Source organism: Achromobacter sp. GW823-FHT04E03 (assembly GCF_058796095.1).
The window spans coordinates 616,862-641,025 of sequence record NZ_JBXAIJ010000003.1 but is presented as its reverse complement, the minus strand read 5'-3'; the positions used below and the strand labels follow the sequence as shown (position 1 = coordinate 641,025).

General features: G+C 66.0%; 22 protein-coding genes. 16 read left to right on the top strand and 6 right to left on the bottom strand.

The features are described from left to right. Nucleotides 1–2: 2 nt before the first annotated feature. Nucleotides 3–1,448 (top strand): efflux transporter outer membrane subunit, encoded by a 1,446-nt coding sequence (locus AC1RHV_RS22530; protein ID WP_119449048.1) that lies wholly within the window; start codon nucleotides 3–5, stop codon nucleotides 1,446–1,448. A gap of 53 nt (nucleotides 1,449–1,501) precedes the next feature. Then, the gene (locus AC1RHV_RS22525; RefSeq protein WP_119449049.1) at nucleotides 1,502–2,158 is read left to right on the top strand and encodes a helix-turn-helix transcriptional regulator; all 657 of its coding nucleotides are present in this window, start codon (nucleotides 1,502–1,504) and stop codon (nucleotides 2,156–2,158) included. Nucleotides 2,159–2,162: 4 nt separating this feature from the next. Here the strand turns inward: AC1RHV_RS22525 and oprZ are convergent, their stop codons facing one another. Genes oprZ through AC1RHV_RS22510 form a run of 3 tightly spaced genes read right to left on the bottom strand, consistent with a single transcriptional unit; the run spans nucleotide 2,163 to nucleotide 7,897 of the window. Further along, on the bottom strand, nucleotides 2,163–3,545 hold the full coding sequence (gene oprZ / locus AC1RHV_RS22520; protein ID WP_054450454.1) for a multidrug efflux RND transporter outer membrane subunit OprZ: 1,383 nt from the start codon (nucleotides 3,543–3,545) through the stop codon (nucleotides 2,163–2,165). Further along, nucleotides 3,542–6,679, bottom strand: coding sequence for a multidrug efflux RND transporter permease subunit (locus AC1RHV_RS22515; RefSeq protein ID WP_175159636.1), 3,138 nt, complete (start codon nucleotides 6,677–6,679; stop codon nucleotides 3,542–3,544). The genes oprZ and AC1RHV_RS22515 overlap by 4 nt, the downstream gene beginning before the upstream one ends. 6 nt (nucleotides 6,680–6,685) lie before the next feature. Continuing rightward, nucleotides 6,686–7,897 carry a MexX/AxyX family multidrug efflux RND transporter periplasmic adaptor subunit gene (locus tag AC1RHV_RS22510; protein WP_492302012.1) on the bottom strand — a complete coding sequence of 404 codons (1,212 nt, stop codon included), beginning with the start codon at nucleotides 7,895–7,897 and terminating at the stop codon, nucleotides 6,686–6,688. A gap of 224 nt (nucleotides 7,898–8,121) precedes the next feature. On the opposite strand from AC1RHV_RS22510, the gene axyZ reads away from it, so the two are divergent. From axyZ to AC1RHV_RS22475, 7 genes are all read left to right on the top strand, one after another. Beyond that, nucleotides 8,122–8,760, top strand: a complete 639-nt coding sequence (gene axyZ, locus AC1RHV_RS22505; RefSeq protein WP_119449053.1) for a multidrug efflux transcriptional repressor AxyZ — start codon at nucleotides 8,122–8,124, stop codon at nucleotides 8,758–8,760. A gap of 75 nt (nucleotides 8,761–8,835) precedes the next feature. Next, complete coding sequence (locus AC1RHV_RS22500; RefSeq protein WP_119449054.1) at nucleotides 8,836–9,732, top strand: LysR family transcriptional regulator; 897 nt, start codon at nucleotides 8,836–8,838, stop codon at nucleotides 9,730–9,732. 210 nt (nucleotides 9,733–9,942) lie between these two features. After that, nucleotides 9,943–11,445 (top strand): ABC transporter substrate-binding protein, encoded by a 1,503-nt coding sequence (locus tag AC1RHV_RS22495; protein WP_119449055.1) that lies wholly within the window; start codon nucleotides 9,943–9,945, stop codon nucleotides 11,443–11,445. 185 nt (nucleotides 11,446–11,630) lie between these two features. Continuing rightward, complete coding sequence (locus AC1RHV_RS22490; RefSeq protein ID WP_492302011.1) at nucleotides 11,631–13,430, top strand: gamma-glutamyltransferase family protein; 1,800 nt, start codon at nucleotides 11,631–11,633, stop codon at nucleotides 13,428–13,430. Between the two features lie 79 nt (nucleotides 13,431–13,509). Then, nucleotides 13,510–14,484, top strand: coding sequence for a diacylglycerol/lipid kinase family protein (locus AC1RHV_RS22485; RefSeq protein WP_054450469.1), 975 nt, complete (start codon nucleotides 13,510–13,512; stop codon nucleotides 14,482–14,484). Then, the gene (locus AC1RHV_RS22480) at nucleotides 14,481–15,263 is read left to right on the top strand and encodes a metallophosphoesterase family protein (RefSeq protein ID WP_054450471.1); all 783 of its coding nucleotides are present in this window, start codon (nucleotides 14,481–14,483) and stop codon (nucleotides 15,261–15,263) included. The genes AC1RHV_RS22485 and AC1RHV_RS22480 overlap by 4 nt, the downstream gene beginning before the upstream one ends. A gap of 41 nt (nucleotides 15,264–15,304) precedes the next feature. Then, nucleotides 15,305–16,072, top strand: a complete 768-nt coding sequence (locus AC1RHV_RS22475) for a phosphatase PAP2 family protein (protein ID WP_346544859.1) — start codon at nucleotides 15,305–15,307, stop codon at nucleotides 16,070–16,072. On the opposite strand, the gene AC1RHV_RS22470 is transcribed toward AC1RHV_RS22475, so the two are convergent. Genes AC1RHV_RS22470 through AC1RHV_RS22460 form a run of 3 tightly spaced genes read right to left on the bottom strand, consistent with a single transcriptional unit; the run spans nucleotide 16,043 to nucleotide 17,531 of the window. Beyond that, nucleotides 16,043–16,480, bottom strand: a complete 438-nt coding sequence (locus AC1RHV_RS22470; RefSeq protein WP_054450475.1) for an NAD(P)-binding domain-containing protein — start codon at nucleotides 16,478–16,480, stop codon at nucleotides 16,043–16,045. The genes AC1RHV_RS22475 and AC1RHV_RS22470 overlap by 30 nt on opposite strands. After that, nucleotides 16,477–16,920 (bottom strand): PaaI family thioesterase, encoded by a 444-nt coding sequence (locus AC1RHV_RS22465; protein ID WP_054450477.1) that lies wholly within the window; start codon nucleotides 16,918–16,920, stop codon nucleotides 16,477–16,479. The genes AC1RHV_RS22470 and AC1RHV_RS22465 overlap by 4 nt, the downstream gene beginning before the upstream one ends. Further along, nucleotides 16,917–17,531 carry a TetR/AcrR family transcriptional regulator gene (locus AC1RHV_RS22460; protein WP_492302008.1) on the bottom strand — a complete coding sequence of 205 codons (615 nt, stop codon included), beginning with the start codon at nucleotides 17,529–17,531 and terminating at the stop codon, nucleotides 16,917–16,919. Before AC1RHV_RS22460 ends, AC1RHV_RS22465 begins: the two co-directional genes overlap by 4 nt. 478 nt (nucleotides 17,532–18,009) lie before the next feature. Between AC1RHV_RS22460 and AC1RHV_RS22455 the strand changes: the two genes are divergently transcribed. The 7 genes from AC1RHV_RS22455 (at nucleotide 18,010) to nuoF (ending at nucleotide 24,154) form a co-directional block, all read left to right on the top strand. After that, nucleotides 18,010–19,119: a porin gene (locus tag AC1RHV_RS22455; protein ID WP_125472577.1), complete on the top strand. Its 1,110-nt coding sequence runs from the start codon at nucleotides 18,010–18,012 to the stop codon at nucleotides 19,117–19,119. A gap of 291 nt (nucleotides 19,120–19,410) precedes the next feature. After that, nucleotides 19,411–19,770 carry an NADH-quinone oxidoreductase subunit A gene (locus AC1RHV_RS22450; RefSeq protein ID WP_006217959.1) on the top strand — a complete coding sequence of 120 codons (360 nt, stop codon included), beginning with the start codon at nucleotides 19,411–19,413 and terminating at the stop codon, nucleotides 19,768–19,770. A 39-nt stretch (nucleotides 19,771–19,809) separates the two neighbouring features. Then, on the top strand, nucleotides 19,810–20,286 hold the full coding sequence (locus tag AC1RHV_RS22445) for a NuoB/complex I 20 kDa subunit family protein (protein ID WP_006217960.1): 477 nt from the start codon (nucleotides 19,810–19,812) through the stop codon (nucleotides 20,284–20,286). A gap of 75 nt (nucleotides 20,287–20,361) precedes the next feature. Further along, the gene (locus tag AC1RHV_RS22440) at nucleotides 20,362–20,988 is read left to right on the top strand and encodes an NADH-quinone oxidoreductase subunit C (RefSeq protein ID WP_054450481.1); all 627 of its coding nucleotides are present in this window, start codon (nucleotides 20,362–20,364) and stop codon (nucleotides 20,986–20,988) included. A gap of 3 nt (nucleotides 20,989–20,991) precedes the next feature. Continuing rightward, the gene (locus AC1RHV_RS22435) at nucleotides 20,992–22,248 is read left to right on the top strand and encodes an NADH-quinone oxidoreductase subunit D (RefSeq protein ID WP_054450482.1); all 1,257 of its coding nucleotides are present in this window, start codon (nucleotides 20,992–20,994) and stop codon (nucleotides 22,246–22,248) included. Between the two features lie 47 nt (nucleotides 22,249–22,295). Beyond that, a complete protein-coding gene (nuoE, locus tag AC1RHV_RS22430) occupies nucleotides 22,296–22,790 on the top strand; it encodes an NADH-quinone oxidoreductase subunit NuoE (RefSeq protein ID WP_054450483.1) in 495 nt (164 codons plus the stop codon). Further along, entirely contained in the window at nucleotides 22,787–24,154 is a 1,368-nt protein-coding gene (gene nuoF / locus AC1RHV_RS22425; protein WP_054450485.1) for an NADH-quinone oxidoreductase subunit NuoF, read from the top strand. Before nuoE ends, nuoF begins: the two co-directional genes overlap by 4 nt. Nucleotides 24,155–24,164: the final 10 nt, after the last annotated feature.

Genomic DNA, 24,164 nt, shown 5'->3' with positions numbered 1-24,164 from the left:
TCATGAAGCACTCACAACTTTCCATACGCATGCGCCGCGGCGCGGCCGTGCTGCTGGCCGCGCTGGCCACGGCCGGCTGCGCCGTCGGACCCGACTACCAGAAGCCCCAGGCTGCTCCGGTGGCGTTGGCCAGCCCTGAACAGGCCCTGTTCTCAACCGATCAATTGCAGCGCGACTGGTGGAAGCAATTGCAGGACCCCCAGCTGGACCGGCTGATCGATCTGGCGCTGTCGCGCAATCTGGATATCCGCATGGCGCAGGCGCGCCTGGCCGAGTCGCGCGCGGTGCTGGACGAGAAGGAGCTGGACCAGTTGCCGGCGGTCACGCTGGGCGGCGGCTATGAACGCAGCCTGTCGCAGGCCAATGCCGGCGTCGCGGGCCAGCGCAATCTGGCCGAGAGCTACCGGGCGGGCTTTGACGCCACCTGGGAGCTGGACCTGTTCGGCCGGCTGCGCCGGGCGGCCGAGGGCGCGGCCGCGCGCAGCGAGGCGCAGGCCGCGGACCTGGCCCAGACCCGCATCGTCGTGGCCGCCGAAGTGGCGCGCAATTACTTCGAGCTGCGCGGCGCGGAACAGCGCCTGGCCGTGGCGCGCGCCAACCTGGAAAGCCAGCGCGACAGCCTGCGCGTGATCCAGGCCATGGTGTCGGCCGGCCGCGGCGACGAAGGCGACCTGGCCAGCGCCCGCGCCGAACTGGAGACCGTGCAGGCCAGCGTGCCGTTGCAGATCGCGGCCCGACGGCTGGCGCAGTACCGGATCGCGGTGTTAGCGGGCCTGCGGCCGGTGGAGCTGGGCGAGCTCGATGCGGGCAAGGCGCTGGCGCCCCTGGATACCCGCCTGCCGATCGGCGACGTGAGCGCCTTGCTGTCGCGCCGCCCGGACGTGCTGGCGGCCGAACGCGGCATGGCTGCGGCCAACGCCGACGTGGGCGTGGCGACTGCGGAGCTCTATCCGCGCATCGACCTGGGCGGATTCCTGGGTTTCGTCGCCCTGCGCGGCGCGGATTTCGGCTCATCGGCCAGCCGCGCGTTCAGCGTGGCGGCCACGGCCAACTGGCCTGCCTTCCATCTGCCCACGGCGCTGGCGCGCAAGCGTGGCGCGGTGGCGCGCGCGGACGGCGCCGTCGCCAGCTACGAGCTGACCGTGCTGCGCGCGGTCGAGGAACTGGAATCGGCGCTGACGGAGTACGGCCAGACCCAGCAGCGCCTGGGCAGCCTGGCGCAGGCGGCCGCGCATAGCGGCAGGGCGGCGGAACTGGCGCAGCTGCGCTACCGTGAGGGCAGTACGCCGTATTTGACGGTGCTGGACGCGCAGCGTACGCTCTTGCGCGCCCAGGACGCCGTGGCCGTGGCCGAAACCGAGTCCTATACCCGCCTGATCGCGCTGTACAAAGCTTTGGGGGGCGGATGGGAGGCGCCCTCGATGGATCCGCCGGCCGCTTCCGGCTGACCGGCAGGCCAGGTTCATGGCACCATAGGCAAACAACCGGAGTATGCACATCCATGTCTGACAGTCCGTCCCATCCCGTGGTCTGGGAGCATCAGCCCGCCGATCGCGTGCTCATGACCCTGAAGACGCGGGGCCCGCAATCCGTCGCCGTCATTGCCAAGGCCCTGGACGTGACGGCCGAGGCCGTGCGTCAGCAGATGACGCGCCTGCATGCGGAAGGACTGGTGGATTCCGAAAGCCACAGCGCGGGCCGGGGCCGGCCCACGCAGATCTGGTTCCTGACCGATGCCGGAAACGGGCGCTTCCCGGACACGCATGCCGAAATGACGGTGCAGATGCTGGGCGCGGTGCGCCAGGTGTTTGGCGAAGAGGGCATCGAAAAGCTGATCCAGGCGCGCGAAGCCGCCATGCTCAATAGCTACCGCCAGGCCATGCAGGGCGCCCGCAGCCTGAAGGAAAGGCTGGAGCGGCTGGTGGAAGTCCGCTCTGCCGAAGGCTACATGGCCGAGCTGCGCAAGGATGGCGCGGACTTCCTGTTCATCGAGAACCACTGCCCGATCTGCTCCGCGGCCAAAGCCTGTATGGGCTTTTGCCGCAGCGAGCTGGAGCTCTTCCACAAGGTGCTAGGAGCAGAAGTCCGGGTGCGCCGCGAAGAACACATCCTCGCGGGCGCGCGCCGCTGCGCCTACCGCATCGACAAGGCTGGCTGACCAGTCATGAGCGGGGCTGCTCCCAGCCGCCCAGCGCCTTGTACAACTCCACCGCATTGACCAGCCGGCGCTGCTGCAGCCGGATGAACTCCTGTTCGGATTCGAACAGGCTGCGCTGCGCTTCCAGCATTTCCAGGTAGCTCGCCACGCCTCGTTCGTAGCGCCTTTCGGTCAGGCGCTGGCGGTCGCGGTCGGCGTCGCGGACCTTGCGCTGGGCGTCGATCTGGGCGCGCAGCGTGTCGCGCGCGGACAGCGCGTCGGCCACTTCGCGGAAGGCCTGCTGGATGCTGCCCTCGTACTGGGCCACCGCGATGTCCTTGCGCGCTTCCGCCAGCGACAGGTTGGCGCTGTTGCGTCCGGCGTTGAAGATGGGCAGCGTCAGCTTGGGCGCGAAGGTCCAGGTGCCCGTGCCCGAACCGAACAGGTCCGAGAAGCTGCCCGCCGTGGTGCCGATGTCGGTCGTCAGCTGCACCGACGGGAAGAACGCCGCGCGCGCCGCGCCGATGTCGGCGTTGGCGGCCCGCAGCGTGTCCTCGGCCTGGCGCAAGTCCGGGCGACGGACCAGCAGGGTCGAAGGCAGGCCCGCGGCCAGCGGTGTCAGGCTCTGGCTTTCCAGCGTGACGGCATCGGTGTCGGGCGGCAGCGAAAAGTCGCCCGCCAGCAGGCCCAGGGTGTGCACCGACTGCCGGTATTCCCGGCTCAGTTCGGCATGCGTGGCGCGCGAGGATTCCACCAGCATCTGCGCGGTACGCAGCCCCACGGCCGTTTCCAGCCCGGCGTCGTAACGGCGCTGGGTCAGTTTGAGCGAGGCCTCGCGTAGCGCCAGCGTGCTTTCGGTCAGGCGCAGCTGTTCGGCCAGCGAGCGCTGGTTGAAGTAGGCCGTGGCCGTTTCCGAAACCAGCGACAGCGTGGCAGCACGGTGCGCTTCCTCGCTGGCCAGGTAGCGCGACAGCGCCGCGTCGCTCAGGCTCTTCACGCGGCCGAAGAAATCCAGTTCGAACGCGGCGATGCCGACCGCGGCGCGGTAGCGGTCGGCCACCGGCATGCGCGGCTGGCCGGGCTCCGCGCCGCGTCCGCGGCTGAACTCGCCCGTGCCGTCGATGGACGGCAGGCGGTCGGCCTGCTGTACGCCGTACAGCGCCCGCGCTTCCTGGATGCGCAGCGCCGCCACCCGCAGGTTGCGGTTGTTCTCGAGCGCGGCGGCGATCCAGGCCTGCAGCGCCGGGTCGTTGAAGTAATCGCGCCAGTCCTGCGGCATCGCCGCCAGTCCGTCCGCGGCGACCGTGTCATAGGCCTGGGGGACCGGCGCTGCCGGTCGCTCATAGGTGGGGGCCAGCGAGCAGCCGGCCAGGGCCAGCGCAAGCAGGGTCATTGCCATAGCCTTCATGGCGTGGTCTCCAGCGTTTCGCGGCCTTGCGGACGCGAGGGGCGCACGCGCATGCCCAGCGCGCGGCCCACGATCAAAAAGAAGAGCGGCACCAGGAAGATGGCCAGCACCGTCGCCGTGACGATGCCGCCCAGCACGCCCGTGCCGATCGCGGCCTGGGCGCCCGAGGCCGCGCCGGTGGCCAGCGCCAGGGGCAGCACGCCCACGCCGAAGGCCAGCGAGGTCATCACGATGGGCCGCAGCCGCAGCCTGGCGGCCTCCAGCGTGGCGGACACGATGCCCTGGCCGTCGCGCACCAGGTCCTTGGCCACTTCCACGATCAGGATCGCGTTCTTGGCCGACAGCCCGATGGTGGCGATGAGGCCGACCTTGAAGTAGATGTCGTTGGGCATGCCGCGCAGCGTCACGCCCAGCACCGCGCCGATCACGCCCAGCGGCACCACCAGGATCACCGCCAGCGGTATCGACCAGCTTTCATACAGCGCGGCCAGGGCCAGGAACACGACCAGCACCGACAGCGCGAACAGCACGGGCGCCTGGTTGCCGGACAGCCGTTCCTCGTAGGACTGCCCCGACCAGTCGAAGCCGATGCCGCGCGGCAGTTCGGCCGCCAGCGCCTCCATGGCGCGCATGGCCTCGCCGCTGCTGTGCCCGGGCGCGGCCGAGCCGTTGATGGTGAACGACGGGAAGCCGTTGTAGCGGTTGAGCTGCGGCGGTCCCATCGACCATTTCAGGGTGGCGAAGGCCGACAGCGGCACCATCTGGCCCTGCAGGTTGCGTACATGCAGGCGCGACACGTCTTCCATGTCGACACGGCTCTTGCCGTCGGCCTGCACGGTCACGCGCCGCACCTGGCCATTGAGCATGAAGTCGCCGATATAGTCCGAACCGTACATTACCGCCAGGGCGGTGTTGATCTCGTCCAGTGGCACGCCCATGGCCTGCGCCTTGTCGCGGTCGACGCGCAGCTCCAGCTGCGGCGCTTCTTCCTGGCCGGCGAAGACAACCTCCGTCAGCGCGGGATGCTTGGCCGCCGCTGCCAGCAATTGCTGGCGCGCCTGCTCCAGGGCCTCGTAGCCCAGTCCACCCCGGTCCTGCAGGCGGAAGTCGAAGCCCGAGGTGGAGCCCAGGTCCGGCAGCGGCGGGGAGTTCAGCGCGTGCACCATGACGTTCTTGCGGTCGGCGAAGGCGGCGTTGATGCGTTCCACCACCGCGTTCACGTGCAGGTCGGCGCCGCCGCGCTGCTTCCAGTCCTTTAGCGTGACGAAGAACATGGCCGAGTTCGGTCCGCTGCCGTAGTTGCTGAAGCCGTTGACCGAATACACATATTCGACGGGCTCATGCTCCATCATGTAGCGCTCGACCTCTTTCACCATCGCCATGGTTTCGGCTTGCGGCGAGCCCTGGGGCAGGATGACCATGGCCATGAAGCTGCCCTGGTCTTCGTCCGGCAGGAAGGAAGAGGGCAGCCGGGCGAACAGCAGCGCCACCGCGGCGATCACCGCCAGATAGGCCAGGCCGAAGCGCACCGGACGGGCCAGCACGCCCGACACCCGGGCGGTGTAGCGCGCCGTCAGGCGCGCGAAGGCCCGGTTGAACCAGCCGAAGAAGCCGCGCTTCTCGTGGTGGCCGGCGGCGATCGGCTTGAGCATGCTGGCGCACAGCGCCGGCGTCAGCGACAGCGCCAGGAAGGCCGAGAAGGCAATCGACACGGCCAGCGTCACGGCGAACTGGCGGTAGATGTTGCCCACGGCGCCGTCAAAGAAGGCCATCGGCACGAACACCGACACCAGCACCACCGTGATGCCCACGATGGCGCCGCTGATCTGGCCCATGGCCTTGACCGTGGCCTCGCGCGGCGACAAGCCTTCCTCGGCCATGATGCGCTCGACGTTTTCCACCACCACGATGGCGTCGTCGACCAGGATGCCGATGGCCAGCACCATGCCGAACATCGTCAGCACGTTGATGGAATAGCCCAGCCCCAGCATCACGCCCAGCGTGCCCAGCAGCGCCACCGGCACGACCAGCGTCGGAATCAGCGTGGCGCGGAAGTTCTGCATGAACAGGTACATCACGCAGAACACCAGGGCTACGGCTTCCAGCAGGGTCATCAGCACCTTCTTGATCGAGATTTCGACGAAGGTGGATGTCTCGTACGGAATGTCCCAGGTCACGCCCGGCGGGAAATACTGGGCCAGCTCCTGCATGGTCGCGCGGATGCGCTTGGTGGTTTCGACCGCGTTCGAACCCGGCGCCAGCTTGATGCCCAGGCCCGTGCCGGTCATGCCGTTCACGCGCGACAGGTACATGTAGTCGGTGCCGCCCAATTCGACCCGCGCCACATCCTTCAGGCGCAAAGTGGCGCCGTCCGGCTGCGCGCGCAGCGGAATGTTGCCGAATTGCTCGGGCGTGCGCAGGGACTCGCCCGCGACGATGCTGGCGTTCAGCGGGGCGTCCTTGGGCACGGCCTGGTTGCCCAGCTCGCCGATGGTGACGCGCGCATTGTGGCTGCGCAGGGCCGAGACGATGTCGCCCGGGGTCAGGGACATGGCCGTCAGCTTGGCCGGATCCGGCCAGATGCGCATGGCGGCTTCCGCGCCGAACGACTGCACCTTGCCCACGCCTTCCACGCGGCGCAGCGCCTGCAGCACGTTGGAAGCGGCCAGCTCGCCCAGCTGGATGTCATCCAGGCCGCCGTCCGATTTCAGCGACACCACCAGCTGGATGTTGTCGGCCGCCTTCTCCACGCGCACGCCGTCGCGGCGCACCGATTCCGGCAGGCGCGGCTCCACCGCCTTCAGGCGGTTCTGCACTTCCACGGCGGCCAGGTCCGGGTTGGTGCCTTGCTTGAAAGTCAGGTTGATGCTGGCCCAGCCCGTCGAGTCGCTGCTGGACGAGGTGTACATCAGTCCCGGCGCGCCGTTCATCTCGCGTTCGATGATGGCGGTGACGGCCTCTTCGACCACCTTGGCCGAGGCGCCGGGGTAGCTGGCGCCGACGTTGACCACGGGCGGAGCGATGTCCGGATATTGCGCCACCGGCAGCGCACGGATCGACAGGATGCCGACCAGCACGATCAGCAGCGAGATCACCCAGGCGAAGACGGGGCGATCGATAAAAAAACGCGCCATTGCGGTTTATCCTTTTTGGCCCGGCGCGGACGTCCTACCCTGGACGCCGGCCTCCGGGTTGCCGGCGGCGGGGGCCTGCGCACCGGGCGCGCCCCGCTCCACCGGTTTGATTTTCTGTCCCGCCGCCATATGCGCGGCGTTCTCGACGACGATGCGTTCGCCGCCTGCCAATCCCTGCGTGACGATCCAGTTCGGACCCTGCAGCCGCTCTGCGGTGACGGCGATCTTCTTCAGCTCTCCGTCTGCACCCGCGGCCAGCACGTGCGCGCCTTCGGCATTGCGCAGCAGGGCGTTGCGCGGCACCAGATAGGTGTCGCGGTTGATCGCCTGCTCCAGCCGCACCCGCACATACATGCCCGGCAGCAGATCGCGGCCCGGGTTCTCGAACAGCGCCCGCATGGTGACGTTGTCCGTGCCGGGATCCACCGCCAGATCGGCGAACGACAGCGTGCCGCCGCGCCCGTACTCCGAGCCGTCGGGCAGCAGCAGCCGCACCCGCACCTGGTCCGGCGCCACGCCTTCCAGGGCGCCCGCGCGGATCTGCTTCTGCAACTGCATCACCTCGGCCGCCGGCTGGGCGAAGTTCACGTAGATGGGATCGATCTGCTGCACCACCGTCAGCGGCGTGGCCTGGCCTTCGCCCACCAGTGCGCCTTCGGTCACCAGCGCGCGTCGCGCCCGGCCGTCGATGGGCGAAGTGACGCGCGCGTAATCCAGCTTCAGCTTGGCGCTTTGCAGGTTGGCGCGGGCCAGGGCGACCTCGGCCCGGGCCTGGCGTTCCTGCGCCACGCTTTCGGCGTGGTCGCGTTCGCTGATGGCGCGGTCCGACACCAGGTCAGCGTAGCGGCGCAGCTTGTCGGCGGCGGCGGAAAGATTGGCCTGCGCGCGCGCCAGGTTCGCGGCTTCCGAATCGTAGGCGGCCTGCAACGGCGCGGGATCGATCTGGAACAGGGCGGCGCCGCGCGTCACATCCTGGCCTTCTTCGTACAGGCGCGCGGTGACGATGCCGGCCACGCGCGCGCGCACTTCGGCTTCGCGGTAGGGCTCCAGCCGGCCCGGCAATTCGGTCGCGACGCTGGTGGGCGTGGCTTGGGCAACGATGACGCCGACTTCGGCGGGAGCCTCGGTGGCTTGTTGGGCTTCCGGTTTCGAGCAACCGGTAATAAGAATTAGTACGGAAGAAAGGGCGAGCGTGCGTAGAGAGACTCTTTGCTTCATTTTTAAAATTTCTGATGGGCCCGCAGAGGGCTGAGGTGGGGAAAGGCGCCGACTTTCCCGCGTGGGGAAGCGAGTCTATCATTTAATCCGTCACGCTTGATTAATTATTTTGTTCGGAAGTATGCTCCCCGCTTCACACTTATTCACAGTGACGAAAGAGGCGGCTTCTTGTTTTGAAGCCGCCGTTTTTTTGCAGCCGGTTTTTTAAGAAGGAGGTCCCCCGCATGGCCCGCAAGACGAAAGAAGAGTCCCAACGCACCCGCGACCGCATCCTGGATGCCGCGGAGCACGTGTTCCTGTCCAAGGGGGTGGCCGCCACCACCATGAGCGACATCGCCGACCACGCAGGGGTGTCCCGGGGCGCCGTCTACGGCCATTACAAAAACAAGATCGACGTCTGCATCGCCATGTGCGACCGCGCGCTGGGCGAGGCTGCTCCCCTGACTCATGTCTCGACCGACGGCGAGGCGCTGGAATCGCTCTACACCTCCATGCGGCAATACATCCAGATCTACGCGCAGGAAGGCTCGGTGCAGCGCGTGCTGGAAATCCTGTACCTCAAATGCGAACGCAGCGACGAGAACGCGCCCCTGCTGCGCCGCCGCGATCTGTGGGAGCGCCACGCCCTGCGCACCTCGGAGAAACTGCTGCGCGCCGCGGTCAAGCGCGAGGACCTGCCGCGCGCGCTGGACGTGCGCCTGTCCAATCTTTATCTGCACGCCCTGGTCGACGGGGTGTTTGACAGCATCTGCTGGTCCGATCGCCTCAAGGGCGACATGTGGCCGCGCGTCGAGCGCATGCTCCGCGCCGCCATCGATACCCTCCGGTTTTCCGCGCACCTGCTGACGCCGAAAGCCGCCTGATTCCGCGGCGGGCGCTTTTCAACGGGATGCTCCTGAATTGAGCATCCCCATGCCGGACGCCCCTACAATCCGCGCATGACCCTCAAGCAACTCGAAGCCTTCTACTGGGCCGCCACCTGCGCAAGTTTCGCCGTGGCGGCCGAGCGCCTGCATCTGTCGGTATCGTCGCTGTCCAAGCGTATCACCGAGCTCGAGGAAGGCCTGGGCCTGTCCTTGTTCGATCGCAGCGGCCACAAGGCGGTGCTGACCGACGCCGGCCAGCGCCTGCTGCCGCAGGCGCGCGACCTGCTGGCCTCGGCGGAGCAGATACGGGCGTCGCTGGCGCAAAGCGCGGGGCTCAGCGGTCGCTGCCGCTTCGGCGTGGGCGAGCTGACCGCGCTCACCTGGCTGCCGCGGCTGATCCGGGGCGTGCGCGCCGCCTATCCGGACCTGGTGCTGGAACCCTATGTGGACATCGGCCAGGTGCTGGAGCAGCGCGTGGCCGACGGCGAACTGGACTTTGCCGTGATCGCCGGCCGTTCCTCTCGGCCCAATATCGCTTCCACGGCCATAGGCCAGGCCGACTTCTCCTGGGTCGCCGCGCCGGCGCTGCTGGACGGCGCCACGCGCATGACGCCGGAGCTGCTTGCCCGCCTGCCGCTGGTCACGCTGCCGGCGGGGGCCGGCACCACGCGCATCATCGACGACTGGCTGGCGGGCCGCGATGCCGGCGGCGAACGCCTCTGCTGCAACAACTGGGGGGCGGTGGTCGGCCTTCTGATAGAAGGCACCGGGGTCGGCCTGCTGCCCAGCCATTGGGCCCGCGCCTTGCAGGCCGAGGGCAGCCTGCGCGTGCTGGAAGGCGATACGCCGCTGGCGGCCATGCCTTATGCATTCCAGTACCGCCGCGATGATGCCCGGCCGCTGGTCGCCAAGCTGCGCGCCGAGGTCCAGGCCGCCGTGGACTTCGCTGCCCCTTGCCGCATCCCCTGAGGGTGCGTCCGCAAGGCGGCCGTCCGGCGCGCATTTAGGCTTACGACAGCCGTCGCTCTATACAATCGCCGCGCGCCTGGCGCAGAATCCAACAAGAACGTGCGCAGCGGGGGATGGACCCGGGTGCAGCACGGCTCGGGTCTGTTCCCTCATGCCGGGCGGCGCGTCCGCGTGGGGAACCAGGCCGACCTGAACCGACGGAGATCTTTCATGCGTAAACTTTGCCTCGCCATGGCCATGGCGGGAATGCTGGCCAGCGGATTGGCGCAAGCGCAATCCACCCTGCGTATCGGCTTGCAGGACGACCCCGACGTGCTGGACCCGGTGCGCGCGCGCACCTTCGTGGGCCGCATCGTCTTCGCTTCCCTCTGCGACAAGCTGGTGGAGATTACGCCGGACCTGAAGATCGTGCCGCAGCTGGCGCAATCCTGGACCTTCAGCCCCGACAACAAGGTCCTGACCTTCAAGCTGCGCACGGACGCCGTTTTCCATGACGGCACGCCGGTGAACGCCGCCGCCGTCAAGGCCAACCTGGACCGCGCCCGCACCTTGCCCGACAGCAACCGCAAGAGCGAGTTGGCCACCGTCGCCAGCGTCGAGGCCCCGGACGCCAGCACCGTGGTGCTGACGCTGTCCGAACCCGATGCCTCGCTGCTGTCGCAGCTGTCCGACCGCGCCGGGATGATGATGTCTCCCGCCAGCTTCGACAAGGACCCTGGCGGCAAGCCGGTGTGCTCCGGCCCCTACCAGTTCAAGGAGCGCGTGCAGAACGACCGCATCGTGCTCGAGAAATTTCCCAAGTACTGGGACGCCGCCAACTATCACTTCGACCGTCTGGTCTACACCCCGATTCCCGACAACACCGTGCGCCTGAACAACCTGCGCGCCGGCGACCTGGACATCATCGAGCGCGTCGCGCCCAGCGATGCCAAGGCGGTGAAGGACGACAAGAACCTGACCCTGGCGCCGGTGACCGGCCTGGGCTTCCAGGCCATTTCGGTGAACCTGGCCAATGGCGCGCGCGCCAACAACCCCCTGGCCAAGGACAAGCGCGTGCGTCAGGCGCTGGACCTCGCGATCGACCGTGACGTGCTCAATCAGGTGATCGGCGAAGGCATGTTCCAGCCCGCCTATCAGCCGTTCCCGCCGGCCAGCTTCGCCTACAACACCGCCTTCGAGCACAAGGGCCGCGACCCCAAGAAGGCGCAGGCGCTGTTGAAGGAAGCGGGCTATGACCGCGTCAAGTTCGAGATCACCTTTGGCAACAACACCACCATGCAACAGGTGTTCGAGCTGGTACAGGCCATGGGCGCCGAAGCGGGCTTCGACATCACACTGCGTCCGGTGGAGTTCGCGTCCCTGCAATCCTCGCTCGCGCGCGGCGACTTCGAAGTAGGGCAGAGCGGCTGGTCGGGCCGCGTCGATCCCAGCGGCAACATCCACCAGTACCTGAGCTGCAAGGGCAACCTGAACGACGGCAAGTTCTGCGACGCCGCCGTGGACAAGCTGCTCAACGATGCCCGCGCCGAATCGGACACCGCCAAGCGCCGCGCCATGTATGACCAGGTGCTGACGGCGATGCAGGACCAGCGCCCGATCGTCTATCTGTTCTACCTGCCGTGGACCTTTGGCGTGCAGAAGAAGGTGGAGGGCTTTGTGCCTTACCCCGACGGCCTGATCCGCCTGAAGGGCGTCACTGTGGCAAAAAAGTAGGCTCCCCCCTACCCGTTGGCGCGGGCCCCCCAGGGGGCGGCGCTGACGGACCGGCGGAGCCGGATCCGCGGTGCCCCGGCTGGCAGCGTCCGCCGGCCTCTCCAGCGTGCCTGTTCTTTTGATCGCCAGGCGCCCGCCGTGCAGGAAGTGTTCCGCGTTTCAGCGGCAGCCCTATAGGAATCATCATGTTTACCACTCGCCCGGAAATCCTTGGCACCTTCGGTGTCGTGACCTCCACCCATTGGCTGGCCAGCGCCGCCGGCATGTCGCTGCTGGAGCGCGGCGGCAACGCCTTCGACGCCTGCGTGGCCTCGGCCTTCGTGCTACAGGTGGTCGAACCCCATCTGGTGGGCCCGGCCGGCGAAGTGCCCGCGGTGTTCTACTCCGCGCGCACCGGCCGCGTCGAAGTGCTGTGCGGCCAGGGCACCACGCCCGCTGCCGCCACGCTCGAACGCTACCGCGCCGAAGGCCTCAAGCTCATCCCTGGCAACGGCCTACTGGCCACGGTCATCCCTGGCGCCTTCGACGCCTGGATGCTGCTCCTGCGTGACCACGGCAGCATGCGCGTGCGCGACGTGCTGGAGCCCGCCATCTATTACGCGGAGCACGGCCACGCGCTCATGCCGCGCATCTCCAACACCATCGCCGGCCTGAAGGACTTCTTCCAGACCCATTGGCCCACGACGGCCGCGGTCTACGTACCGGGCGGCCAGGTGCCCGAGGCCCGCAAACTGTTCCGCAATCCGGCGCTGGCTCGCACCTGGACCCGCGTGCTGAAGCAGGCCGAAAGCGCCGGCGCAGACCGCGAGCGCCAGATCGAAGCGGCGCGCGACGCCTTCTACCGTGGCTTCATTGCGGAGGAAATCGACAAGTTTGCGCGCAACACCGATGTCATGGACGAGAGCGGGTCCACCCACCGCGGCGTCATTACCGCCGAGGACCTGGCGGGCTGGTCGGCCAGCTACGACACGCCGGTCACCTACGACTATCACGGCTACACCGTGGCGAAAGCCGGCTCCTGGAGTCAAGGTCCGGTCTTCCTGCAGACCCTGGCGCTGCTCAAGGAGATGGATCTGGCAGGCGTGAGCCCGACCAGCGCCGAATTCGTGCACCGCGTGACCGAGGCCATGAAGCTGGCCTTCGCCGACCGCGAGGCCTATTACGGCGATCCGGCCTTCGTCGACGTGCCGCTGGACCATCTGCTGTCCGACGCCTATAACGCCGAACGCCGCGCGTTGATCGGCGAGTCGGCTTCGCAAGATCTGCTGCCCGGCCAAGTGCCGGGTTTCGAGGCGCAAGTGAAGCGCGTCATGGACACGCTGGAGCGCCTGTCCAAGGTATCCGCGCCCGGCAGCGCCACCAATGAACCCACGCTTGCCGACATGCGCGCCTCCGCCAAACGCGGCGACACGACGCACGTGGACGTCATCGACCGCTGGGGCAACATGATCTCGGCCACGCCTTCGGGCGGATGGTTCCAGTCTTCGCCGGTGATCCCGGAACTCGGCTTCGGCCTGAACACCCGCGCGCAGATGTTCTGGCTGGAAGAAGGGCTGCCTGGCACGCTGGCGCCCGGCAAGCGTCCGCGCACCACGCTGACGCCCTCGCTGGCGCTGCGCGATGGCAAGCCCTGCCTGGCCTTCGGCACGCCGGGCGGCGACCAGCAGGAGCAATGGCAACTGTTGTTCTTCCTGCGTCACGTGCACCACGGCCTGAACCTGCAGGAAGCGATCGACCTGCCCATGTCCCACACCATGCATTTCCCCACGTCCTTCTATCCGCGCGACCGCAAGCCGGGGCATCTGGCGGTGGAGGCGAGCTTCGGCGCCGAGGTCATCGCGGCGCTGCGCCAGCGCGGGCACCAGATCGAGGAAGTGCCAGAGTGGTCGGTGGGCAGGTTGACCGCGGCTTCGCGCGATGCCGACGGCCTCCTGCACGCGGCAGCCACGCCGCGCCTGATGCAGGCTTACGCCATCGGCCGCTGAACGGCGGCGGCGGGCGCGCCTGGCGCGTCCGCCGCCAGCCTTGTTGCGGCGCTTTGCCGGCATGGGGTATGTTTGTCGCATGACGCCAACCCAGCATAAACCGGCAACAGCGGCCCATTCCCTGACGGGACAAGAACCCCTCTTCATCGTCCTCAATACCGGATCGGGACGCGGCGACGCGCAGATCCTCCAAGACACGATCCGTCGCATACTCGACGAGGCCGGGCGCCGTTACGAATTGATGCCCGTGCAGGATCCGTCGCGCCTGACCGCCACGGCCGAGGCCGCGGTCACGCGCGCGCAGGAACAGCAGGGCGTGGTCATCGCGGCAGGCGGCGATGGCACGCTCAATGCGGTCGCGGGTGTGGTGCTTGGCAAAGGAGTGCCGTTCGGCATCCTGCCCCAGGGCACGTTCAATTACTTCGGGCGCAGCTACGGCATCTCGCAAGATACCGAGGTGGCTTTGCGCGGCTTTCTGCAAGGCCAGCCCAGGCCGGTGCAGGTCGGCATGCTCAACGGCCGGCTGTTCCTGGTCAATGCCAGCCTGGGTCTGTATCCGCAATTGCTCGAGGACCGCGAAGCCTATAAACAGAAGTACGGCCGCAGCCGGATGGTGGCGCTGTGGTCCGGCCTGGTCACCCTGCTGCGCGCGCCGCGCCAGTTGAGCCTGCTGCTGGATCATGGCGGGCAGGCCCGCAATCTGCGCTCGCCCACCCTGGTGGTGGGCAACAACAAGCTCCAGCTGGAGCACATCGGCATCGAATCGGCGGAGCTGGATCAGAACCGCCTGATCGCCATGGCGGCGCGGCCGGTCGGCACCTTGGCGCTCTATGGCCTGCTGTTGCGCGGCTTGTTCAGCCGCCTGGGCGAAGCCGAGCATGTGGTGAGTTTCGCCTTCGACCGTCTGACGGTGGCCGTGCGCGGGCGCCGCCGCGTCAAGGTGGCGATGGACGGCGAAATCTCCTGGATGGATACGCCGCTGGAATTCAAAGTGGCCGACGAACGGCTGCCGCTGGTGGTGCCGGCGGACTCGCAATATCTGGACCGTTCATGACCCGTATCCTGCATTTTTCCGATACCCACTTCGGCACGGAACGCAAACCCGTGGTCGAAGCCGCGCTGGACCTGGCCTGCACGCTTGCGCCTGACCTGGTGGTGCTTAGCGGTGACATCACGCAACGCGCGCGGCGCGGCCAGTTCGCCGCCGCCCGCAGGTTCATCGAGCGCCTGTCGCTGCCGGTGCTGACCGTGCCGGGCAATCACGACATTCCGCTGTTCAACGTGTTTGCGCGCGCGCTCAATCCTTACGGCAACTACAAGCGGGCTTTGGGGCCAGTGCTCGAACCCGTGTTCGAGAACGCCGGCCTGCTCGCCATCGGCGTCAACACGACACGCCCGCGCCGCCGCAAGGATGGCGAGATATCCGGCGCGCAGATCGCCCGGGTCGCCGAGAGGCTGCGCCAGGCCAGGCCGGGGCAGTTGCGCGTCGTGGTGGCGCACCATCCCGTGCGCGCCAAGGTCGAGTCGGACCTGTCCAATCTGCTGAACGGGCGCGAACGGGCTCTCGAAGCCTGGACGCAGGCGGGCGTGGACCTGATCCTGGGGGGGCATATCCATCTGCCCTATGTGCTGCCCGCGAACCCGGCGGCGCCTTCCGGCGGCTGGGTCGTCCAGGCTGGAACCACCTGCTCGCGCCGCGTGCGCGGCAATGTGCCCAATTCGGTCAATGTCATCACCTGCGAGGGGGCAGGCGAGTGCCATATCGAGCGTTGGGACTACGCCGCCGGGGCGCATGCTTTTGCACCGGTAGACAGGACCTTGGTCGCGCTGTAATTGAGAAGGATCGGGAGTTTCATCGTGGCGGGCTCTTATTCATGACGGACGCGTACGCGGCATGGGCCGCGGCCCATGCCTTGCAGTTGTTCATCGCGCTGCCGTTGCTGGCCGGCGGGGTGGCGCTCGTGTTTGCGCGCTGCGGCCTGAGTCTGCGCGGCCGTCGCCGCGACGCCCTCTTCATGACGGGTACGTGCGCCGCGCTCGTACTCTTCCTGGTCCTGGCTTTCGCGATAGAAAGCGAGGGGAGGGTAGTGGCGTTCGACCGGGCCCTGGCCAATTCCCTGAGCATGTCCATGTCCACGCCGTTGCTGTGGTTGCTGTCCTGGTTCACCTACCTGGGCGACCGGAAATTCCTGACCGGGGTCAGCGTGCTGATGACGCTGTTCCTGTTGTGGCGCGGAGAATGGCGGCTGGCCGTGGTTTGCGCCGTCGCCACGGGCGTGGGCGGCGCGCTCAACTGGCTGCTCAAGCACGCCTTCGAACGGGTGCGGCCAGAGCACGATCATGGCTACGCCAGCGTGGCGGGATGGAGCTTTCCCAGCGGCCACTCCTCTGCCGCGATGGCCGTCTACGGCATGGCCTGCTATCTGTTGTGGCGTCTGGCGCCGCCTGCCTGGCGCCTGCCCGGCATTGCGCTGCTGGCGGCGCTCATCATGGCGATCGGACTCAGCCGCATCCTGCTGCAGGTCCATTTCGCCAGCGACGTGCTGGCGGGCTTCGCGGTCAGCCTGGCCTGGTTGGCGCTGTGCGTGGCGGCGGCGCAGCGCCTGCGGCCCTCATGCGCCGCGGGCCAGCGCGTTCAGTAAGCGCGTCTCGGCGAGCGGAGCGTCCACCGCCGCGGCCAGGGGCGCGCAGGTGTAGCGGCCGCCCGCCGCGACGATGGCCTGGTCCAGGCTGCGCGCGCGTTCGGCGCAAGGCGGCTCCAGATCCACGATCAGCTTGCCTGCCACCGGCGCCGTCACGTTGCCGTCGCTGAAACGCTCCAGCGTGCGGTCGATCTCGCGTTCGCGTGGCAGGGCCAGCACGATGGTGTCGGATTCTTCCAGCGCTTCCCGCGCGGAGGTGGCCAGCGTCGCGCTGCCGCGGAAGTCTTCGCAACGCCCGGGCTCGATGTCGTAGAGGGTCAGCGCGATGTCCGGCTCGGCCGCCAGGAGGCGCTGTGCGGCCTGCGTGCCGATCCTGCCCATGCCGACGATGCTCACGCGCATGCTCATGGCTTTGGCACGGACCACGTGCTCACGATATGGGCAAGAGGTTCGTCTGAACCCTCGCCGGTCAGGATGACTTCCCCGGCGGACAGCCGGCCCACTTTCAGCAACCGGGCGTCGGCATAGATGGCGCCCGCGGGGCTCTTGCGCAGGAAATTGATCGTCAGGCTGGCAGTCACAGCGTGCGCCTGTCCGGTGGCGCCCACCACCGCCGCGTACATGGTCAGGTCGGCCAGGCCCATCAGCATGGGGCCGGCAACGATGCCGCCCAGCCGCTGGTGGGCGTCGCGCGCCGGCAGCACCGCGCGCGCCGTGCCGCGGCCGATGCGTATCACGTCTATGCCCAACAGCATGGAAAACGGATGCTGGTCGGCCAGCAATATATGGAAGTCGGCCAGGCTGATCAGCGGGGCGTCGGCCGGGGTGTCCAGGTCGGTTGCGGTCATCGTTGCTCCAGGGCGAGGCAGTAGTTGTCCAGCAGCGTTTCCGCTTGCTGGCCCAGGGATTTCAGGCGGCGGGTGTGCAGCAGCAGCAGCAACCCCATCAAATAGGTGAAGAGATTCATCTGTTCGACGGCGACGGTCGCGGCCTCCCAGGACTTGGTCCGGGCCAGCGACACGCCCAGCAGATCTATGCACTGGCGCAGGCGGGCGTTGAGCCGTTCGTCCATTTCCCGGCCCAGGCCGCGCGGCCCCAGCCCCTGGAACAGGTACATGCCCAGCGAGAAGTCGGTCCGCCGTTCTGCGTAGTACCCGAAGAACGCATGGATCGCAGTGCGCGCCGCGGCCGGCGCCGGCCCGCTGGAGGCCGCCTCGGCCAGATGCGCATGCAGGCGTTCCAGCGATTCCTCCAGCAGTGCGCCATAAATGATTTCCTTGCCGGCGAACCACGGATAGATGGCGCCGGTGGTGCAGCCGGCCTCCTTGGCGATCGCGCGGATCGTGGTCTTCTCCAGGCCGCCGCGCTCGAACACGCGCTGGGCGGCGTCCAGAACCAGCTGGCGGCGCAACGCATTCAGTCTTTCGGAACGGTCGGCGCGGGACGTGGGCGTAGGCATATGGCTGGATGGTGAGACGACGATTCGATCATATCGGCGATTTTTATAAATAACAACGTTATTGATAGTGGACGAGTCGGCGCATTCCTGCTGTGGGGGCCTTATGGCGAAGGTGCGATTCCGATGGCTGGTTGGAGGTCGCGGCGACGCGGAAACAGGGCTCGGAAGGGAGCTGTATTTGATGGCGGGGATGGTATCCGGAGCATCCGGATAATTAGGGGCAGGGCTGAAAGTCGCATGAATAGGTGCTTGGCCTAAAAACTAAGGGTAAGCCCTAGCGTGTCCGGCCAGGCTTCGCTGAGTTGTTGCAATATCCCAACAAGCCTGTCGTAAACCTGCACTTTTCTGGCGCCGACCATAGCCAGCCCCCCTGATTTTTGATGCAATAGCGTCAACTTCCCTTCGCGGAGTTAGGGGGGCGGCAGGCTGGTTTGCTGGATTGCTGCTCTTGTCACTCAAATCAACGGAGATTTCTTAAATGAAAAAGACTCTGCTCGCTGCCGCCCTGCTCGCCGGTTTTGCCGGTGTCGCCCAGGCAGAAACGTCTGTCACCCTGTACGGTATCATCGACACGGGTATCGGCTACAACAAGATCAGCGGTGGTCCCGATGCCATGAACGGCAGCCGTTTCGGCATGATCAACGGCGTCCAGAACGGTTCGCGCTGGGGTCTGCGTGGTTCGGAAGACCTGGGTGACGGCCTGCGCGCTGTTTTCCAACTGGAATCCGGCTTTGATTCGGGTAACGGCAAGTCGGCCCAAGGTGGCCGCCTGTTCGGTCGTCAAGCCACCATCGGTCTGGCCAGCGACAGCTGGGGTCAACTGGACTTCGGTCGTCAAACCAACATCGCGTCGAAGTACTTCGGCTCGATCGATCCGTTCGGCGCTGGCTTCGGTCAAGCCAACATCGGCGTTTCGATGAGCGCTGCCAACACGCAACGCTACGACAACATGGTCATGTATCAGACCCCGTCGTTCAGCGGCTTCCAGTTCGGCGTTGGCTACTCGTTCAACGCTGACGACAACAACGCTGATCAAACCGGCTGGCGCACGGCTGACAACACCCGCGCCATCACGACCGGTCTGCGTTACGTGAACGGCCCCCTGAACGTGGCCCTCACGTACGACCAGCTGAACGCTTCGAACAAGTCGGTGTTTGCTGATCAAGACGCGACCCCGCGTATGTACGCCATCGGCGGTTCGTACGACTTCGAAGTCGTGAAGCTGGCCTTGGCCTACGCTCGCACGACCGACGGCTGGTTCGCTGGCCAAGGCGTGAACACCGGTTCGGGCTCCCTGAGCATCGGCACCAACATCTTTGCTGACGGCTTCAAGGCCAACTCGTACATGGTCGGCCTGTCCGCCCCGATCGGCGGCGCAAGCAAGCTGTTCGGTTCGTGGCAAATGGTTGACCCCAGCAACGACCGTATCAACGGTGCTGAGACGATGAACGTCTTCTCGCTGGGCTACACCTACGACCTGTCCAAGCGCACCAACCTGTACGCTTACGGTTCGTACGCCAAGAACTACGCCTTCATCGAAGACGTCAAGTCGACCGCCGTCGGCGTCGGTATCCGTCACCGCTTCTAATCCAAAGCAGGGCGCAAGTCCTGCCTGGATTTAAAGTGCACAAACGGGCTTCGGCCCGTTTGTATAAAACCACCCTCCGGGGTGGTTTTTTTCGTTTTTGCGCCTGTGTTTTTACGTGTGTTTGTGCGTGCATCGGCAGGCTGCTGTATGCTTGCGTACCGGTGCTGAAAGCAGCCATTGTTCCATTTAAGGAATGCTGTCTTTCGCCTGCTGTTCGAGCTACAGAGTTCAGCCAGAAGTAACCGCGCGAATGCTACAATCCTAAGGTTTGCGCATTTGACGGACGCCTGAATGAACCTGCAACAGTATTTTCCCGTCCTGCTGTTTATCGTAGTGGCCACCCTTATCGGGTTCGCGCTTCTAACGGCCGGCTCCCTCCTTGGTCCGCGGCGTCCTTACGCCGAGAAGCTCTCGCCGTACGAATGCGGTTTCGAGGCCTTCGAAGACGCCCGCATGAAGTTTGACGTGCGCTACTACCTGGTGGCGATCCTGTTCATTCTTTTCGACCTGGAAATCGCCTTTCTGTTCCCGTGGGCCATCGCCCAGGGCACGGTCGGTCTCGTCGGTTTCTGGACGGTCATGGTTTTCCTGGCCGTGCTGACGGTCGGCTTCATCTACGAATGGAAAAAGGGCGCGCTGGACTGGGAATAACCCGCCGGGTTTTTTCACAGCACGCTATCAGAGACGAATATGGCTATAGACGGCATTCTCAAGCAAGGGTTCATCACAACCAGCGCCGACAAGTTCCTTAATTGGGCGAAGACCGGCTCCATGTGGCCCATGACCTTCGGTCTGGCCTGTTGCGCGGTTGAGATGATGCACGCGGGCGCGGCCCGCTACGACCTGGACCAATTCGGCATCATCTTCCGCCCCAGCCCGCGCCAGTCCGATCTGATGATCGTGGCCGGCACGCTGTGCAACAAGATGGCGCCGGCGCTGCGCAAGGTCTACGACCAGATGCCCGAGCCGCGTTGGGTGGTTTCCATGGGCTCCTGTGCCAACGGCGGCGGTTACTACCACTACTCGTATTCGGTGGTCCGTGGCTGCGATCGCATCGTACCGGTAGACGTCTACGTGCCAGGCTGCCCGCCCACGGCCGAGGCGCTGGTCTACGGCTTGCTGCAAATGCAGAACAAGATCCGTCTGACCAACACGATTGCGCGCTGAGTTCCGCCGCGCCAGGCAGCAGCCTTTGCAGCCGGCCCCGCGAAACCAGCATATCGGTTCACCTAAGCGTACAAGATGATGACCAGGCTCGAAACCCTGAAAAACAATTTGCAGACCACCCTCGGCGCGGATATCGCGCTGACCGAGGCGTTGGGCGAGCTGACGCTCGAAGTACCCGCGCAGCAGTGGTTCTCCGTCTGCAACAAGCTGCGCACCGAAGCCGGCCTGCGCTTTGAAACCTGTATCGACCTCTGCGGCGTCGACTACCTGACCTGGGGCAACGGCACGCGCCAACTGCCCGAGGAAACCAACGCCAAGATCCACCGCTCGCGTTTCGCCGTGGTTGCCCATGTGCTCTCGATCGAGAACAACTGGCGCCTGCGCGTGCGCACCTGGGCCGAGGACGACGAGTTCCCGATGGTCGCCTCGCTGATGGAATGCTGGCCGGCCGTGGGCTGGTTCGAACGCGAAGCCTTCGACCTGTACGGCATCGTCTTCGAAGGCCACCCGGACCTGCGCCGCATCCTCACCGACTATGGCTTCATCGGCCATCCCTTCCGCAAGGACTTCCCGCTGTCCGGCACCGTCGAAATGCGCTACGACCCGGAACAGCGGCGCGTCATTTACCAGCCGGTCACGATCGATCCGCGCGAGGTCACTCCGCGCGTGGTCCGCGAAGACTCTTACGGCTTGGGGCGTTAAATCATGGCAGAAATCAAGAACTACACGCTCAACTTCGGTCCCCAGCACCCGGCTGCGCACGGTGTGCTGCGCCTGGTGCTCGAGCTCGACGGCGAAGTGATCCAGCGCGCCGACCCGCACATCGGCCTGCTGCACCGCGCCACCGAAAAATTGGCCGAACACAAGACCTACATCCAGGCGCTGCCCTACATGGACCGCCTGGACTACGTGTCCATGATGTGCAACGAGCACGCCTACGTCATGGCCATCGAGAAGCTGCTGGGCGTCGAAGCGCCGCTGCGCGCGCAGTACATCCGCGTGATGTTCGACGAGATCACCCGTCTGCTGAACCACCTGATGTCGCTGGGTTCGCACGCGCTGGACGTGGGCGCCATGGCGGTGTTCCTGTACGCCTTCCGTGAACGCGAAGACCTGATGGACTGCTACGAAGCGGTTTCGGGCGCGCGCATGCACGCGGCCTACTACCGTCCGGGCGGCGTCTACCGCGACCTGCCGGACTCGATGCCGCAATACGGCGACACCAGCAAGTACCGCGGCGACAAGGAAGTGCGCGCCATGAACGACGCGCGTTCGGGTTCACTGCTGGATTTCATCGAAGACTTCACCAACCGCTTCCCGGCTTGCGTCGACGAGTACGAAACTCTGCTGACCGACAACCGCATCTGGAAGCAGCGTCTGGTGGGCATCGGCGTGGTCGACCCCGACCGCGCCAAGGCGCTGGGTTTCACCGGCCCGATGCTGCGCGGTTCCGGCGTGGCCTGGGACCTGCGCAAGATGCAGCCCTACGAAGTCTACGACCTGCTCGATTTCGACATCCCCGTGGGTGTCAATGGCGACTGCTATGACCGCTATCTGGTCCGTATCGCCGAAATGCGTGAGAGCAACCGCATCATCCGCCAGTGCGTGGAATGGCTGCGCAACAACCCGGGCCCGGTCATGATCGAGAACCACAAGATCGCCCCGCCCAAGCGCACCGCCATGAAGACCAACATGGAAGAGCTGATCCATCACTTCAAGCTCTTCACTGAAGGTTTCCACGTGCCTCCCGGTGAAGCGTACGCCTCGGTGGAACACCCCAAGGGCGAATTCGGCATCTATATGGTGTCCGACGGCGCCAACAAGCCTTACCGCCTGAAGATTCGGGCCCCCGGCTTCGTCCACCTGCAATCGCTGGATGAAATGTCGCGCGGTCACATGATTGCCGACGCCGTCACCATCATTGGCACGCAGGACATCGTTTTCGGCGAGATCGATCGCTGATCCGCCCAGACAGTCACGAGCACGCCCGCATAACCCGGATTCAAACTATGCTGCTTTCCGAACAGGCCTACCAGAAAATCGACCGAGAACTCGCGAAGTTCCCGGGCGACCAGCGGCAGTCCGCCATCATGGCCTCGCTTGCCATCGCGCAAGAAGAGAAGGGCTGGTTGGCTACCGAAATCATTGAAGATGTGGCCAACTACATTGGCGTTCCGCCCATCGCGGTCCAGGAAGTCGCCACCTTCTACAACATGTTCGACGTCAAGCCCGTCGGCAAGAACAAGATCGCCGTCTGCACGAACCTGCCCTGTGCCTTGCGCGACGGCGAACGCGCCGGCGACTACCTCAAGCGCAAGCTGGGCGTCGATTACCGCGGCACCACTCCCGACGGCCAGTTCACGCTGGTGGAGGGCGAGTGCATGGGCGCTTGCGGTGACTCGCCCGTGCTGATCGTGAACAACAAGCATATGTGCGTGCGCATGACCGAAGAGAAGCTGGACGCGCTGGTCGCGGCCCTCAAGGTGCAAGGAGAGTCGGCATGAACGCGCCCGACCTGTACAAACAGTTCGCGCAGGGGCTGGACCCCAACCCGCTGAACGATGTTTCCAATTCGATGTGCCTGCATGGCCGGCACATCCAGCCGCAGATCCTGGCTGACGTCGACGGCGCCAACTGGCGCCTGGCCGACTACGTCAAGCGCGGCGGCTACGAAGCCCTGAAGAAGATCCTGACCACCGGCATGAAGCCGGAAGACGTGATCGCCGAGGTCAAGGCCTCCGGCCTGCGCGGCCGCGGCGGCGCGGGCTTCCCGACTGGCCTGAAGTGGAGCTTCATGCCGCGCGCCTTCCCGGGCCAGAAGTACCTGGTCTGCAACTCCGACGAAGGCGAGCCTGGCACGTTCAAGGACCGCGATATCCTGCGCTTCAATCCGCACATCGTGATTGAAGGCATGGCGATCGCGGCCTACGCCATGGGCATCAGCGTCGGCTACAACTACATCCACGGCGAAATCTTCGAAGTCTACGAGCGCTTCGAAGAAGCGCTGGAAGAGGCGCGCGCCGCCGGCTTCCTGGGCGACAAGCTGCTGGGTTCGGATTTCAGCTTCCAGCTGCACGCGTTCCATGGCTACGGCGCCTACATCTGTGGCGAAGAAACCGCGCTGCTGGAATCGCTGGAAGGCAAGAAGGGCCAGCCGCGCTTCAAGCCGCCGTTCCCGGCCAGCTTCGGCCTGTACGGCAAGCCCACCACCATCAACAACACCGAGACGTTCGCGGCGGTGCCCTGGATCATCCGCAACGGCGGCCAGGCCTACCTCGAAGTCGGCAAGCCGAACAACGGCGGCACCAAGCTGTTCTCGATCACCGGCGACGTCGAGCGTCCCGGCAACTACGAGATCCCGCTGGGCACTCCGTTCTCGAAGCTCCTGGAGCTGGCGGGCGGCATGCGCGGCGGCAAGAAGCTGAAGGCCGTGATTCCCGGCGGTTCGAGCGCGCCGGTGCTGCCGGCCGACATCATCATGGAATGCACGATGGACTATGACTCCATCGCCAAGGCCGGCTCGATGCTGGGCTCGGGCGCCGTGATCGTCATGGATGAAACGCGCTGCATGGTGAAGTCGCTCCTGCGCCTGTCGTACTTCTATTTCGAAGAAAGCTGCGGCCAGTGCACGCCGTGCCGCGAAGGCACCGGCTGGCTCTACCGCATGGTGCATCGCATCGAAAACGGTCACGGCCGTCCGGAAGATCTGGACTTGCTGGACAACGTGGCGGGCAACATCATGGGCCGCACCATCTGCGCCCTGGGTGACGCCGCCGCCATGCCCGTCCGTGGCTTTCTCAAGCATTTTCGCGACGAATTCGCGCACCACATCGAGCACAAGTCTTGTGTGGTCCCGCAATATCTGTAGGTCTCAGGAA

Excerpts from the sequence above, each read along its gene's own strand:
- AC1RHV_RS22530 (WP_119449048.1), top strand. The coding sequence starts at position 3 with ATGAAGCACTCACAACTTTCCATACGCATGCGCCGCGGCGCGGCCGTG.
- AC1RHV_RS22525 (WP_119449049.1), top strand. The coding sequence starts at position 1,502 with ATGTCTGACAGTCCGTCCCATCCCGTGGTCTGGGAGCATCAGCCCGCC.
- oprZ (WP_054450454.1), bottom strand. The coding sequence starts at position 3,545 with ATGAAGGCTATGGCAATGACCCTGCTTGCGCTGGCCCTGGCCGGCTGC.
- AC1RHV_RS22515 (WP_175159636.1), bottom strand. The coding sequence starts at position 6,679 with ATGGCGCGTTTTTTTATCGATCGCCCCGTCTTCGCCTGGGTGATCTCG.
- AC1RHV_RS22510 (WP_492302012.1), bottom strand. The coding sequence starts at position 7,897 with ATGAAGCAAAGAGTCTCTCTACGCACGCTCGCCCTTTCTTCCGTACTA.
- axyZ (WP_119449053.1), top strand. The coding sequence starts at position 8,122 with ATGGCCCGCAAGACGAAAGAAGAGTCCCAACGCACCCGCGACCGCATC.
- AC1RHV_RS22500 (WP_119449054.1), top strand. The coding sequence starts at position 8,836 with ATGACCCTCAAGCAACTCGAAGCCTTCTACTGGGCCGCCACCTGCGCA.
- AC1RHV_RS22495 (WP_119449055.1), top strand. The coding sequence starts at position 9,943 with ATGCGTAAACTTTGCCTCGCCATGGCCATGGCGGGAATGCTGGCCAGC.
- AC1RHV_RS22490 (WP_492302011.1), top strand. The coding sequence starts at position 11,631 with ATGTTTACCACTCGCCCGGAAATCCTTGGCACCTTCGGTGTCGTGACC.
- AC1RHV_RS22485 (WP_054450469.1), top strand. The coding sequence starts at position 13,510 with ATGACGCCAACCCAGCATAAACCGGCAACAGCGGCCCATTCCCTGACG.
- AC1RHV_RS22480 (WP_054450471.1), top strand. The coding sequence starts at position 14,481 with ATGACCCGTATCCTGCATTTTTCCGATACCCACTTCGGCACGGAACGC.
- AC1RHV_RS22475 (WP_346544859.1), top strand. The coding sequence starts at position 15,305 with ATGACGGACGCGTACGCGGCATGGGCCGCGGCCCATGCCTTGCAGTTG.
- AC1RHV_RS22470 (WP_054450475.1), bottom strand. The coding sequence starts at position 16,480 with ATGAGCATGCGCGTGAGCATCGTCGGCATGGGCAGGATCGGCACGCAG.
- AC1RHV_RS22465 (WP_054450477.1), bottom strand. The coding sequence starts at position 16,920 with ATGACCGCAACCGACCTGGACACCCCGGCCGACGCCCCGCTGATCAGC.
- AC1RHV_RS22460 (WP_492302008.1), bottom strand. The coding sequence starts at position 17,531 with ATGCCTACGCCCACGTCCCGCGCCGACCGTTCCGAAAGACTGAATGCG.
- AC1RHV_RS22455 (WP_125472577.1), top strand. The coding sequence starts at position 18,010 with ATGAAAAAGACTCTGCTCGCTGCCGCCCTGCTCGCCGGTTTTGCCGGT.
- AC1RHV_RS22450 (WP_006217959.1), top strand. The coding sequence starts at position 19,411 with ATGAACCTGCAACAGTATTTTCCCGTCCTGCTGTTTATCGTAGTGGCC.
- AC1RHV_RS22445 (WP_006217960.1), top strand. The coding sequence starts at position 19,810 with ATGGCTATAGACGGCATTCTCAAGCAAGGGTTCATCACAACCAGCGCC.
- AC1RHV_RS22440 (WP_054450481.1), top strand. The coding sequence starts at position 20,362 with ATGATGACCAGGCTCGAAACCCTGAAAAACAATTTGCAGACCACCCTC.
- AC1RHV_RS22435 (WP_054450482.1), top strand. The coding sequence starts at position 20,992 with ATGGCAGAAATCAAGAACTACACGCTCAACTTCGGTCCCCAGCACCCG.
- nuoE (WP_054450483.1), top strand. The coding sequence starts at position 22,296 with ATGCTGCTTTCCGAACAGGCCTACCAGAAAATCGACCGAGAACTCGCG.
- nuoF (WP_054450485.1), top strand. The coding sequence starts at position 22,787 with ATGAACGCGCCCGACCTGTACAAACAGTTCGCGCAGGGGCTGGACCCC.